Annotated in this window: 8 protein-coding genes and 1 other RNA gene; 1 reads left to right on the top strand and 8 read right to left on the bottom strand. The window is 66.2% G+C overall.

Annotated elements, in window-relative coordinates:
- Positions 1 to 10: 10 nt before the first annotated feature.
- The 7 genes from FLQ03_RS11630 to rnpB all read right to left on the bottom strand — a co-directional run bounded on the left by FLQ03_RS11630 (position 11) and on the right by rnpB (position 6781).
- Positions 11 to 733, bottom strand: a complete 723-nt coding sequence (locus FLQ03_RS11630; protein WP_144370901.1) for a substrate-binding periplasmic protein — start codon at positions 731 to 733, stop codon at positions 11 to 13.
- A 420-nt stretch (positions 734 to 1153) separates the two neighbouring features.
- On the bottom strand, positions 1154 to 2431 hold the full coding sequence (gene purD, locus FLQ03_RS11625; protein WP_144370900.1) for a phosphoribosylamine--glycine ligase: 1278 nt from the start codon (positions 2429 to 2431) through the stop codon (positions 1154 to 1156).
- A gap of 61 nt (positions 2432 to 2492) precedes the next feature.
- A complete protein-coding gene (gene pagP / locus FLQ03_RS11620) occupies positions 2493 to 3008 on the bottom strand; it encodes a lipid IV(A) palmitoyltransferase PagP (RefSeq protein ID WP_240802264.1) in 516 nt (171 codons plus the stop codon).
- A 91-nt stretch (positions 3009 to 3099) separates the two neighbouring features.
- Positions 3100 to 4677, bottom strand: a complete 1578-nt coding sequence (purH, locus tag FLQ03_RS11615) for a bifunctional phosphoribosylaminoimidazolecarboxamide formyltransferase/IMP cyclohydrolase (RefSeq protein ID WP_144370899.1) — start codon at positions 4675 to 4677, stop codon at positions 3100 to 3102.
- Positions 4678 to 4901: 224 nt separating this feature from the next.
- Positions 4902 to 5138: a helix-turn-helix domain-containing protein gene (locus FLQ03_RS11610; RefSeq protein ID WP_017507566.1), complete on the bottom strand. Its 237-nt coding sequence runs from the start codon at positions 5136 to 5138 to the stop codon at positions 4902 to 4904.
- A gap of 24 nt (positions 5139 to 5162) precedes the next feature.
- A complete protein-coding gene (dusB, locus tag FLQ03_RS11605; RefSeq protein ID WP_144370898.1) occupies positions 5163 to 6206 on the bottom strand; it encodes a tRNA dihydrouridine synthase DusB in 1044 nt (347 codons plus the stop codon).
- A gap of 167 nt (positions 6207 to 6373) precedes the next feature.
- An RNA gene (gene rnpB, locus FLQ03_RS11600) (RNase P RNA component class A) lies at positions 6374 to 6781 on the bottom strand.
- 121 nt (positions 6782 to 6902) lie between these two features.
- Between rnpB and FLQ03_RS11595 the strand changes: the two genes are divergently transcribed.
- Positions 6903 to 10040, top strand: a complete 3138-nt coding sequence (locus FLQ03_RS11595; RefSeq protein WP_144370897.1) for a bifunctional diguanylate cyclase/phosphodiesterase — start codon at positions 6903 to 6905, stop codon at positions 10038 to 10040.
- A 165-nt stretch (positions 10041 to 10205) separates the two neighbouring features.
- Here FLQ03_RS11595 and FLQ03_RS11590 read toward each other — a convergent pair whose 3' ends face one another.
- A complete protein-coding gene (locus tag FLQ03_RS11590; RefSeq protein WP_144370896.1) occupies positions 10206 to 14009 on the bottom strand; it encodes a translocation/assembly module TamB domain-containing protein in 3804 nt (1267 codons plus the stop codon).
- Positions 14010 to 14016 lie beyond the last annotated feature (7 nt).

Genomic DNA, 14016 nt, shown 5'->3' with positions numbered 1-14016 from the left:
CCACCGCCTCTCAATCCTGATGGTACTTGGCACTGATGCGCGCCACACTGCCGTCGCGCCGCATGCGTTCCAGCGTCTCGTTGAGCAGGCTCACCATGCGGTCTTCCATGCGCGGGTTGCAGGCCAAGTACATCAGCGTGGTATTGAAGGTGAGCACCGGGCGGATGCTGGCGCTGGCTTTTTCGCGTTCGGCCAGCAGGGCGCCGCTGTATTTGCCGGTGGCCCAGAAATCGATACGGCCCGCCACCAGCTTGCGTACGTTCTGCACGTCGGCACTGGCCAGGTCCACCTCGAAGTTCTTGCCGATCAGGAACTGGGCGATGGCGTCACCGCTGTAGCCCCCCAGGCGGTAGGGGCGCACCGCTTCCAGTGCCGGTACCGGCGTTTTGTTATCGTTGCGGGCGTACAGCACCCACGGGTTTTCCACCACCGGGCCTATCCACTTGAACTGGTGCTCGCGCTGCTCGGTGCGGGTGGTGGAGTACACGCAGGTGTTCGGCTCCAGCACCGCGCGGTTGAAGGCGCGTACCCACGGCAGCAGCTCCACGTCGTAACTGATACCGGCGCGCTGCAGCAGCTGGCGCACGATATCGGTAGACAGGCCGATGACGCGGCCGCCGCTGTCGGCCATATTGAACGGCGGGTAGTCTTCGGTCAGCAGTTTCAGGTGTGCCGCATCGGCGGCCATGGCGCTGGCAGAACAACACAGCAGCGTCAGCATCAGCGTCTTCATTCCACGCCCTCCCCAAACCGGTGTCCTTTACCAGTGTAGGCGCTGTGGCCGCGCTGTCCGGTAAAGTTTTACCGCCGGCGTGGGGCTGGGCGTTTGCTGCTGCCAGGCGCAGCAGCGGTCGTAGCGCGGTGGCTGCCGCCACCAGTACGCCACCCGGCACCAACTGCGCCGTTCACGACGCCACCAACGGCACCAGCTGCGCCGGCAAGCCTGCCACCAGGATAAGCCCATCGTCTTGCTCCGTTTGTCGATCACGCCGTCAGCCTAGGCTGGCCGCTATCAACACGGGCCAAAAAAACAGGTCGCGGGTATCAGCAGGGTGTAAAACGCGCCGCCAGTGGCCGCCAAAGAAAACACCCTGCTTGCCAGGCAAACAGGGTGTCGATGGCGGGGCCGCCCGCATGGGCGGCAGCACACGGCTTACTTGTTGCGGTTCAGCGCCTTGCCGCCGATATCGCGGCGCAGCTGCTTGCCGGCAAACTGGATCTGGTCGGCCACGGCGTAGGCTTTCTGCTGCGCCATTTTCACGCTGTCGCCCAGGCCTACCACGCACAGCACGCGGCCACCGTTGGTTACCAGCTGCTTGTCGGCGTCAAAGGTGCTGCCGGCGTGGAAGGTCATGGTGTCGTCGGTATGTGCCGGAATGCCGCTGATCAGGTCGCCCTTGCGCGGCGCTTCCGGGTAGCCTTCGGCGGCCAGTACCACGCCCAGTGCCACGCGACGGTCCCAGTCGGCTTCCACCGTATCCAGCTTGCCGTTGACGCCGGCTTCCAGCAGCACGGTGAAGTCAGACTTCAAACGCGCCATGATGGGCTGGGTTTCCGGGTCGCCAAAGCGGCAGTTGAACTCGATGGTGAACGGGTTGCCGTCGGCGTCGATCATCAGGCCGGCGTACAGGAAGCCGGTGTAGGTGTGGCCGTCGGCTTTCATGCCGCGTACCGTCGGCAGGATGATCTCGCGCATCACGCGGGCGTGGATTTCCGGCGTCACCACCGGTGCCGGGCTGTACGCGCCCATGCCGCCGGTGTTGGGGCCCATGTCGCCGTCCAGCAGGCGCTTGTGGTCCTGGCTGGTGGCCATGGCCAGCACGTGCTCGCCGTCTACCATCACGATGAAGCTGGCTTCTTCGCCTTGCAGGAAGTCCTCGATAACCACGCGGGCACCGGCGTCGCCCATCTTGTTGCCCACCAGCATGTCGTCGATGGCAGCGTGCGCTTCGTCCAGCGTCATCGCCACCACCACGCCCTTGCCGGCGGCCAGGCCGTCGGCCTTGATCACGATCGGCGCGCCCTTGCGGCCAACGTAGTCGTGGGCGGCAGCGGCGTCGCTGAAGGTTTCGTAACCGGCGGTGGGAATGCCGTGGCGCTGCATGAAGGCCTTGGCAAAATCCTTGGAGCTTTCCAGCTGTGCGGCGTACTGGGTGGGGCCGAAAATTTTCAGGCCGGCGGCGCGGAAGGCGTCTACCACCCCGGCAGCCAGCGGCGCTTCCGGGCCGACCACGGTCAGTTCGATTTTCTCGTCGCGGGCAAAGGCCACCAGCTCGGGAATGGCGGTGATGGCCACGTTGGTCAGGTTCGGGTCCAGTTCGGTCCCGGCGTTACCCGGTGCCACAAACACTTTGGATACACGGCGCGACTGGGCAATGCGCCAGGCCAGGGCGTGCTCGCGGCCACCAGAGCCGATTACCAGGATTTTCATCTGCATTCCTCAAACAGGGTGTTCGTCGGGTAGGGGGCACCACCGGCCACGCCGGCGGCACTCAGTAAGCAATGCGGCCAAACAGGAACAGCACGTTGCCGTTGCCCTTCGGGCCCGGCATGAAGGAAGCCATCACCGCGCTCTTGCGGTACTGTAACGACGCCAGCGGCAGCACCACCGGTACCGGCACGCCCTTCAGCGTGTCGGAGCGGCTGGTCAGGAAGGCGGTAAAGCCCAGCCCGGCTTTCAGCTCGCCCGCCAGCGGCACCAGCTTCTGGTAGCCGTAACCGGCGGTAGGCTCCGGGTCCTTGTGCGAGTCGAGGAACACCATGGCGTACATGCCGTGCCAGTCACCGTCTTCGTCGTACAGGCTCTTGCCGATACCGCCGCCCCAGGCGCGTTCGTTGAACGACTTGATCTTTTCTTCACTGTACATGCTGCGCAGGTGGTAGGCGTAACCGGTAACGTAGACGTCGGTTTCACCCTGCTGCATTACCTGTTCGGCACGGCGACAGCCTTTGTCCAGCCAGCTGTCGCTGTTACCACAGGTGATGGCCTGCGCGCTGGAAGCCAGCAACAGACCGCTTACTATCAAACTGTTTTTTATCAAAACAACTGCCCTCAAAAGGTTGGCCGCAAGGAAGGCGGCCAACCCTGCGGCAAATTGCTTAGTGACGGAAGTGACGTACGCCGGTCAGTACCATGGCGATGCCGTGCTCGTCGGCAGCGGCAAACACTTCTTCGTCACGCATGGAGCCACCCGGCTGGATGATGGCCTTGATGCCTTGCTCGGCAATCACGTCGATACCGTCACGGAACGGGAAGAACGCGTCGCTGGAGGCCACAGCGCCTTGCAGGCTCAGGCCGGCGTCCTGCGCCTTGCGGGCAGCGATGCGGGTGGAATCCACACGGCTCATCTGGCCGGCGCCGATACCGGCGGTCTGGCCGTTCTTGCAGAACACGATGGCGTTGGATTTCACGTACTTGGCCACGCGCCAGGCGAACAGCAGGTCGGCCATTTCCTGTTCGGTCGGGGCACGCTTGGTCACCACGCGCAGCTCGTCCAGGCCCACGTTGCGGATGTCCGGGGTTTGCACCAGTACGCCGCCACCCACGCGCTTCAGCTCGAAGTGGTTGGCACCGGCCAGCAGCGGAATCTCCAGCACGCGCACGTTTTTCTTGGCGGCGATGATGGCCTTGGCTTCGTCGGTAAACGACGGCGCCAGCAGCACTTCCAGGAATTGACCGGTTACCGCTTCCACGGTTTCCGCGTCTACCGGGCGGTTGAAAGCGATGATGCCGCCGAAAGCGCTGGTGGTATCGGTAGCGAACGCCAGGCGGTAGGCGCTGAGGGTGTCAGCAGCCACGGCCACGCCACACGGGTTGGCGTGCTTGACGATGACGCAGGCCGGGGCGTCGAAGGTTTTGACGGCTTCCCAGGCGGCATCGGCGTCGGCGATGTTGTTGTACGACAGCTCTTTGCCCTGCAGCTGGCGGTAACCGGCGATGGAACCGGCAGCCGGGTGCAGGTCGCGGTAGAAGGCGGCGGCCTGGTGCGGGTTTTCGCCGTAGCGCATGTCCTGCACTTTGACGAACTGCATGTTCAGGCGGTTCGGGAACGCGGCACGGTCCGGCACGCCGGCGTCCACGCCTTCGGCCAGGCTGGTCAGGTAGTTGGAGATGGCGCCGTCGTAGGCCGCGGTGTGGGTGAACGCTTTCTTGGACAGGTTCAGGCGGGTCAGCTTGGATAGCTGGCCGGCGTTGGCCTGCATTTCACCTACCAGCGCGTCGTAGTCTTCGGCGTCGGTAACGATAGCCACGTGCTGCCAGTTCTTGGCTGCGGAGCGCACCATGGTCGGGCCGCCGATATCGATGTTCTCGATGGCGTCTTCCAGCGTGCAGTCTGCCTTGGCGATGGTGGCTTCGAACGGGTAGAGGTTGACGCACACCAGGTCGATGTTGCCGATGCCGTGTTCCTGCATGGTGGCCACGTGTTCCGGCAGGTCGCGACGGCCCAGAATGCCGCCGTGCACTTTCGGGTGCAGGGTTTTGACACGGCCGTCCAGCATTTCCGGGAAGCCGGTGTAATCGGATACGTCGATTACCGGCACACCGGCATCACGCAGCAATTTGGCCGTACCGCCAGTGGACAGGATTTCTACGCCGAAACCTGCCAGGGCCTGGGCAAATGCCAGTACACCGGTTTTGTCAGACACGCTGATCAGCGCACGTTCGATCTTGGTCATGGTTCTCTACCGCTCATCAAAACACTGGCAAGGCACGATGCTTTGCCAATTCAAAAAAACACGGGCAGGCTGCCAGGCAGCGCCACCGCTCTCAATGATCCCGTCCCCCGCCCCTGCCTTGCAGGGGAGTTCGCGGCAGCCGTGGCTGCCTGTGGTGTTGGTATAGGCCGCCTGGCAGGCGGCCAGTAAAACAAAAGCCACCCGTGGCACGGGTGGCTTGGCTGTCAGATCAGGTCGTAGGCCTTCATCTTCTTGCGCAGGGTATTGCGGTTAAGGCCGAGCAGTTCGGCCGCACGCGTCTGGTTACCCTGGGTATGGTTCAGCACGACTTCCAGCAGCGGCTTTTCGACACAGGCCAGAACCATATCGTAGATGGCTGCCGGCGCTTCGCCGTCCAGGTCGCGGAAGTATTGCTCCATGGCCAGGCGCACGCTGAGGGAAATGTCGTCGTTGTTTTGCATGATGTTATTGTTGTGTCGAGTGGCTTATGCCAGCGCGGCCGCGTCGGCGTCCGCACTGCCTTGTTCTGCGTCTTGTTCTACGTATTGCAGCCGGTCCGAATGCTGCGCCAGGCCGGCAAAGTAATCGGCCACCGCCACTTGCTGCGCGGCGGTGCTTTCCAGCTTGTACATGGCCTGGCGGAACTCGTTGCTGCCGCGCAGCCCCTTGGTGTACCAGGCGATGTGCTTGCGGGCGATGCGGCAGCCGCTGTATTCGCCGTAAAAGTCGTACAGCTCGGCCAGATGCGCCTGCATGATGGCGTCGATCTCAGCAATGCGCGGCGGCGGCAACAGCTCGCCGCTATCCAGGTAATGCTGGATTTCGCGGAAGATCCACGGCCGGCCCTGCGCGGCACGGCCGATCATGATGGCGTCGGCGCCGGTGTAATCCAGCACGTACTTGGCTTTTTGCGGGCTGTCGATGTCGCCGTTGGCCACCACCGGAATGCGCAGCGCCTGCTTTACCGCGGCGATGGTGTCGTACTCTGCCGCGCCGCGGTACATGTCCTCGCGGGTGCGGCCGTGCAGGGCCAGCGCGGCAATGCCGGCGTCTTCGGCCATGCGTGCCACCTGCAGCGCGGTTTTCACCTCGCTGCTCCAGCCGGTGCGGGTTTTCAGCGTCACCGGCACGTCCACTGCTTTCACTACCGCTTCCAGGATGCGGCCAACGTTGTCCAGGTCGCGCAGCAGCGCGCTACCGGCGGCCACATTGCACACCTTCTTGGCCGGGCAACCCATGTTGATATCGATGATCTGCGCGCCGTGCTCCACGTTCAGACGGGCGGCGTCGGCCAGCATCTGCGGGTCGCCGCCGGCGATCTGCACCACGATGGGCTCTACCTCGCCTTCATGGTTGGCGCGGCGCAGCGTCTTCGGCGTGGTCCACAGCGCCTTGTTGGCGGTGATCATTTCCGATACCGCCATCCCCGCGCCCAGCTTCTTGCACAGCATGCGGAACGGCCGGTCCGTGACGCCGGCCATGGGGGCGACGATCAGACGGTTCTTGAGGACGTAGGGGCCGATTTGCATCGCAAAAAGAAGGACATGGGGTGAAAAGGGTCGCCATTGTACTGCCTTTTACGCGGCGGGTAAAAAGCTTTTTGCCTATTTTTTAAGCGATATCGATAGCCGAAAGAAATGCCCCGTGGCGGGGCATTGTCAGATACCCGGCATGGGTATGCCGGGCAATAGAATGGGGGGGAAGTTGGCCGGTAAGCCGGGTTCTGTCGTTGGACAGCCATTCCTCTAGTCTTGCCGTTACCGACAAGCTCAAGCAACCTACCCGGGTACAGCGCGGGCCACGCCAATGTACCCCTATTTGGTCTTGCTCCGGATGGGGTTTAGCCTGCCGTCCGCATCACTGCGTCCGCGGTGCGCTCTTACCGCGCCGGGGTTCCCCCCGGCGGCTCCCGAAGGAGTCCACCTTTTCACCCTTGCCTGTGCCACCGGCTACCCTTGCGGGCGCCCCGGCCGGCCATCGGCGGTTCTGCTCTCTGTTCCACTTTCCGTCGCCTCGCGACGCCTGGCCGTTAGCCAGCATCCTGCCCTGTGGAGCCCGGACTTTCCTCCCCGTGCAAGCACGCGGCGGCTGTCTGTCCAACTTCCCGGCGCGGATTGTAACGCAAACGCTGTCATAACGCCCGCGCCACTGACAAATATCAAAGTCGCGACAGCAGGGATTCTTATAATCCACGCTCCCCCATCGTGTTTGCTACAGGTACCGCCGTGTCCCGCTTACCGGACCAGAACAGGCTCATCCGCATCCAGCGCGCCGGCATGCTGAGCCTGGTGATTACCGTCGTGGTGCTGCTGGCCAGCTACTTCTTCTACCAGCAATGGCAGGACTACCAGCAAAGCCGCGCCACGCTGCAGCAGCAGTCGCGCCAGCACGGCCTGACCTTCCTGCGCACCTGGAGCGAAGACGCCATCATCACGCTGGACACGCTGCACCGGCAGACGCAGGACATCCTGCGCCAGCGCATCCACGAACACGTGGACCAGGCGCACGCGCTGGCCACTGCGCTGTACCAGACCCATGCCGGCTCCGGGCAACCGGATGCCCGCGCCCGCCACGAGATCATCGAGGCACTGCGCCCGCTGCGCTACTTTGACGGCCGCGGCTATTTCTTTGTCGATACCCTGCAAGGCGACTGCGTGCTGCTGCCGACCCAGCCCAAGCTGGAAGGCAGCTCGCTGCTGAACAACCGCGACGATACCGGCGCCTACATCATGCGCAACCTGATCACCGCCACACAAAACCCGCTGGGCGCCGGCTTTACCAGCTACCGCTGGTACCGGCCGGGCGAGAAAAAGATGGCAGAAAAAGTGGCGTACGCACGCCGCTTCGAACCGTTCGGCTGGCTGATCGGCGGCGGCGAATACGTCAGCAACGTGGCGGCCGACCTGCAAAAGCAAGGCCTGGCCCTGCTGGCGCAGATGCGCAGCGACAAACGCGGCGGCTTTATCGTATTGGACGGCCAGGGCCGCGTGCTGCTGGGGCTGGACGGGCAGCAGCGCCCGCTCCCCGACGCGCTGCGGCAGCGGCTGTGGCACGCCCCGGCCGGTAGCGTGCTCGACTTCCAGCTGCCCGGCAGCCACGGCACGCGTGCCTACACCGCCTACGTTGGCCGCATGACCGCGTGGCAGTGGCAGGTGATTGCCGTGTCGCCCGCCAGCCTGCTGCAAACCGACGACGCCGCCCAGCAACAACTGCTGGGCGAGCAGACCGAGCAACGGGTGCTGGCCACGCTGGCCATATTTGTCACCGCGCTGATGCTGGCGGTGATGTTCTCGCTGCTGTTTGCGCGCTGGCTGCGGCAGTTGGCCGACGCCTACCAGCGCCAGATCGAGGAAAAACAAGCCGCGCTGGAACAGAACGCCCCCGAAATCGAGCTGACCCGCTACATGAGCGACAGCGCGGCCGACATCATCGTGCTGCGCGACGCACGCGGCAACATCGCCTACCGCAACCAGCGCGCCCGCGAATGCTTTGACGGCTGCAGTGACGGCAGCGAACAACAGCTGTTTGCGCTGCGCCTGGACGACGGCGAATGCAGCGAGCGGCAAATCCAGTGCTGCCACGGGCCGCGCACCCTGGAAATCCGCCACAGCAGCGTGCACTACCGTGGCGAGCACTACCTGTGCGCCACCGCGCGCGACATCAGCCAGCGCCTGGAACAAGAGCGTGCGCTGCGGCTGGCGTCCAAGGTGTTCGAAGCCAGCACAGAGGCCATCCTGATCACCGACGCCAACAGCCGCATCGTGGCGGCCAACCAGTCGTTTACCGCCATCACCGGCTACAGCGAGGCCGAAGCGCTGGGGCAGACCCCTGCCCTGCTCAGCTCCGGCAAACACGACGCTGCCTTCTTCCGCGACATGTGGCAACAGCTGCAGCTGCGCGGCCAGTGGTCCGGCGAGATCTGGAACCGGCGCAAAAGCGGCGAAATCTACCCCGAGTGGCTCAGCATCAACGCACTGCGCGACAGCCACGGCAAGCTCAGCAACTACATCGCGCTGTTCTCCGACATCAGCGAACGCAAGGAAGCCGAAGCGCGGGTGCAGCACCTGGCCGAGTACGATTACCTGACCGACCTGCCCAACCGCCTGCTGCTGATGGACCGCCTGCAGCAGGCGCTGCGCGTGGCCGAACGCAGCCGCCACAAGGTGGCGGTGCTGTTCCTCGACCTCGACCGCTTCAAGAACATCAACGACACCCTGGGCCACGCCACCGGCGACACCCTGCTGCAGGAAGTGGCGCGCCGCACCCGCCACGTGGTACGCGACATGGACACCGTTGGCCGCACCGGCGGCGACGAGTTCGTGATGATCCTGCCGGAGCTGGCCGACAACGCGCAGGCGGCGCTGATCGCCGAACGCGTGCTGGACGCGCTGCGCCAGCCGTTCCAGCTGGACGGCCACCAGCTGGTGATTACCGCCAGCATCGGCATCTCGGTCAGCCCCGACGATGGCCGCGACGCGCAGCTGCTGCTGAAAAACGCCGACATGGCGATGTACGAAGCCAAGGCCCAGGGCCGCAACAACTACCGCTTCTTCACCGAACGCATGACCGCCGAGGTCCGCCAGCGCCTGCTGCTGGAAAACCGCCTGCGCGGCGCGCTGGGGCGGCAGGAGCTGCACCTGATGCTGCAGCCCAAATTCTGGGTGGCAGACCGCCGCCTGTCGGGCTTCGAGGCGCTGCTACGCTGGACCGACGATCACGGCGTGTCGGTACCGCCGGCGCAGTTCATCCCGGTGGCCGAGGAGTCGGGGCTGATCATCGATATCGGCAGCTGGGTGCTGCGCGAAGCCTGCCGCCTGGCCGCCGCCTGGCCACAACACGGCGAGGACGCGCTGACCATGGCGGTGAACGTGTCACCACGCCAGCTGGCGCAGCCCGATTTTGCCGGGCTGGTGGCCGGCATCTTGCAGGAAACCGGTCTGGCACCGGCACAGCTGGAGATCGAGGTTACCGAAAGCGCGCTGCTGGAGCGCACCGGCCACGTCAAGGCGGCGCTGGACGGCCTGAAGGCGCTGGGGGTACGGCTGGCGGTAGACGACTTCGGTACCGGTTATTCCAGCCTGGCCTACCTGAAGGACTTTGCTCCGGACACCGTGAAGATCGACCGCTGCTTCGTCACCGACCTGCAGCACCGCGACGACAACGCCGCCATCGTGCTGGCCATCATCACGCTGGCCAAGAGCCTGAAAATGGAAGCGCTGGCCGAAGGGGTGGAAACCGAAGAAGAGCTGGCCGCGCTGGCGCGGCTGGGCTGCGAGGCGGTACAGGGTTACCTCACCGGCCGCCCGCTGACGCTGGGTGCCGCCGCCAAGCTGGTGGCGGCCAACACGGCGGTTATCCTGTAGCGGCGCCCGCCGCTTGCTGGCCAGCTGCGGCGAGGGGCTGTTAATACTATTTCTTGCTGCGGCGCAGGCTCGAGAAGTTTTGCCATGCCAGGCGCAGGGCGATGCGCTGGGTGGTGCCCAGCGCACGCCCGACAACGCCGCAGCGGGAAGCTTGTCGGACCTGCCCTAGTCAAAACGCAGCGTGTAACGCAATTCCGACGACGCCTCGCGCCCGGCGCGGCCTACCAGCGACAGCTTTTGCGACAACTGGTAATTGATGCGGATGGCCTGCTCGGCGCTGCGCAGGCCGTACTCGTAGCCCACGTACAGCTCGCGCGTCAGCTGTTTGCCCAGCATCACCACCTGCTCGGCCGGGTTCACCGTGCCGCTGGCGCTGGTGCTTTCGGCGCGCGACACCACCCCCACATCGTCGAACAGGCCGATCTTGTCGTTGACCATGCCGGCCAGCAAGCCTCCGGCCGACGCGCCGGCGATGTCGCTATCGCGCTCGTCGCTGGTGGCGGCGCGGTTCAGCACCAGCCACGACAGTTTGTCTTTTTCCGACATCGCCTCGTCGGCCACCAGCTTGATCGCCGGGTTCAGCACCGAGCCGCTGATTTCCACGCCGGCGCCCACTTGCGAGAAACGGCGCTTGGCGCGGATGTCCAGCACCGGGTTGTCCAACGGGCCGGTAAAGCTGACCACGCCACGGTTGATGTCCAGGTCCTGGCCGTAGGCCTTGAAGCGCCCCTTGTCGACACGGATCTGGCCGCGCGCCTGCAGTTGGCCGCCGGGTTCGGCCAGCAGGCGGACGCTGCCGCCCAGCCAGGCGTCCAGGCCGTTACCGGCAAAGCGCACGTCGTCGGACAGCGTGACGGTGATGTCCAGCCCCAGCGGCAGCGCCTTGCCGCCCTCGTCGTACACGCGCCCGGCCACGAACACGTCATCGGACAGTTTCGGGCCGCCCAAGCGCGGCAGGTCGAAGCGGCCATGATCCACGCTGAAGGCACCGCGCACCATGGCACGGCCCTGCTCCAGCGTGATGCGGCTGCTGCCGGACACCAGCAGGCGGCGCCCCGGGCGGTCCAGTACCGCAAAGCGTTTCAGCGTCAGCGTCACCGCCGCCAGCGGGATGTCGCCGTCCAGCGCCAGCTGGCCGTTGGCGCCGATTTCGCCATCTTTGCCGAACTGCAAGGTGTCGATCTGCAGGCTACGGCCCAGCAAGCGCGCGGCCAGCACGCCCTGCTCCAGCCGGATGCCGTTGCGGCGCTCGACAAAGCGCAGCTTCTGCCCGCTCAGTGTACCGCCCAGCTGCGGCGCCAGCAGCGGCCCGTTCAAGGTAAGGTTGGCCGCCAGGCTGCCGTCCAGCTCGGTACCGGCCGGCATGCGGCTTTGCAATACCGACAACGCCGGCACGCTGGCTTGCAGCCGGCCGCTGATGGTGGCGGTATCCAGCGGCGCCGCGGCGGGCAGGTTCAACGTGCCGTCGCCGCTGACGCGGCCGAAACGGGTATCGAGCTGCAGGCTGAACGGCGCGGCGTCGCCCAACCCCAGTTGCAGCTGGGCTCGGCTGAGGCCCACAGGCTCGGCCGGATGGGCGCCTTGCGCCGGCAGCATCAGGTCGCCACTGATGCGCTGCAGGCTGAGGCTGCCCTGCGGCAGGCCATGCTGCCCGGCCAGCGACCACTGCGCGGCCAACACCAGGTTTTGCTGTAACGGCGGCGTCCACCACGGCGCCAGCGCGTCCAGCGCCAGCGACCGTACCTGGCCCTGGCTGCGCCAGCCGCTGGCCTGCTGCCACACGGTGTCGCCCAGCTGCCAGCCGGTGCCCAGCGCCTGCCAGCGGCTGGGTGCCAGCTGCACGCTGTCTGCGGCCAGCTGCAACGCCACTGGTGCTTCCAGCCGTAACGGCAGCGCGCCGCCGGCTTGCAAGCTGGCCAGCGTGCCGCGCCAGCGCATCTGCTCGCTGTCCAGGCCGCCTTGCAGTGCCAGGTTCAGCGTTTGCGGCTTGGCCTGCAGTTCGCCACGCAAGGCCAGGTTGAGCTGGTGCGCCTGGCGCGTGCCGCTGGTAAGCAGGCTGATTTCGTCCAGACGTTGGCCGCCGGCCTGCAGGCCACGGCCTTGCAGGTTCAGGCGGAACGGGCTGTCCGGCGTGATGCCGCTGCGGCCGTCGGCGTTCAGGCTGGCCACCTGTACGCCGCCGGGCAGTGCCAGGCGATTGGCCTGCAGCTGGGCGCTGATGTCGGGCCGCGACGGGGTGCCGGCCAGCGCCAGCTGGGCGTTCAGCTCACCGGCAAACGCTGCGCCCAGCGGGCTGAGGTCGGGTGCGGCCAACTGCAGCTTCAGCACGTCGCCGGCCACGCCGTAGGCGCCCTGCGCCTGCAAGCGGTTACGGCCCAGCGTCAGGTTGGCGTTGACGGCACTGACGCGCTGCGGCTGCCAGGCCAGCGCCAGCTGGCCGCCCAGCGCTTCGCCACCGAGCTGGCTGGCGGCAAAACGCAGGCTGACGTCGCCTTGCGGCTTGGCGCCCAGGCTGGCCCGGGCTTGCAGCTGGCCGTTGACGTTGCCGCGCGGCAGGCGCGGGTCCAGCACCGCCGGGTCGAAGCGCTCGAAACGGCCATCAAAGCCCAGTTGCTGGCTATCCAGCCCGAACTGGCCCTTGCCCTGGAAGCGGCCGGCGCCGGTACGGAGCAGCAGATCGTCCAGCAGCAGGCGGCGGGGCGCGTCGCGCAGTGCCACCCGGCTGTCCAGCGCCAGTTGGCCACTGGCCAGTTTGACCAGCATGTCCGGCTGGCGCGGGCTACCGCCCAGCGCCACGCTGCCGGACACGCGATGCGCCGGCAGCGCCGGGTCCAGCGCCTGGCTAGCCAGGCGATCCAGCCCCAGTTGCAGGGCCAGCTTGTCGGCACTGGCCTGCCCCTTCAGGCTGAGCTGGCCGTCGGCCAGCAAAGCTTGCAGGCCGGGCAGGTACAGCGTATCGCGCTGGATGCGGAACTCGCCCCAGGCCAGCGACAGCGGTAGCCGTTTGGCCGCCAGCGTGCCGGGCTGGTTGTTGACCACGCTGATACCGCCCTGGATGGTGTCGGCGTTTTGCGGCGTCAGTTGCAGCGCCAGCGCCAGGCTGGCCTGCGGCCAGTGCGGCTGCAGCGCTTGCGGGTTGACGCCGCCCACGCGCAGGTCCAGCTGGCGCAGGCGGCGCAACGGTGTCACGTCGAATGGCGCCAGCTTGCCCTGCAGCGCCAGCAACAGGCCTTTGGCACTGACGTCGCCACGCAGCTGCGGAAACAGCAGGCTGCCGCTGTAAGCCAGTTGGCCGCGGGTGGCCAGGCCATCGATATCGCCCTGGAACCGGCTGCTGCCGTGCAAGGCAAACGGCGCAGCATCGCCCAGCGCGACCTCGCTCTGCAAACGGCCCCACGGCGTGTCCAGCTGCGTCAGCTGCAGCTGGTGGCGGCCGCTGTCGTAGCGATAGCTGGCCTGCAGCGACCCCAGCTGCAGCTGGCTGTCCGGTAGGCTGAGGCTGGCCACGCGCAGGGCATCGACACGTAGCGTCAGCGGCAGGCTGAGATCGGACGGTGCCTGCAGCGGCTTGGGCTGCGGGTCGGGCCGGCTACGCCAGCTCACCGGCCCCAGTTGCAAGCTGCGGATGTGCAGCTGGCGCTGCCACAGCGCCTGGGCGTCCCAGTCCAGCACCAGCTGGCTGAGTGCCAGCTGGCTGTCGGGCGTTTGCCAGTGCAGGCGCTGCAGCGTAAAGCCCTGCCACAGCGTGCCCTGCACGCGGCCAACCTTGAGTTGGCCGCCGCTGAGCTGGCCGGCCCATTGCCACAGGGTGGCAAAGCCGGTCGGCGTGGCGGTAAGCCACCAGCCGCTGCCGCCGAGCAACAACAGCGGCAGCAGGAACAGCAGCCAGAACACGCGGCCCAGCCGGCGGCGGCGCGGCAGCGCCGGCATGGTGTCTTCCGGCGTCGGGTCGGGGGTAGGCGGGGTCATCGGGGCG

This window comes from Vogesella urethralis (assembly GCF_007644045.2).
GTDB classification, from domain to species: Bacteria; Pseudomonadota; Gammaproteobacteria; order Burkholderiales; family Chromobacteriaceae; genus Vogesella; species Vogesella urethralis.
The sequence above is the reverse complement of the archived record's forward strand: the minus strand, read 5'-3'. Positions and strand labels throughout refer to the sequence as shown.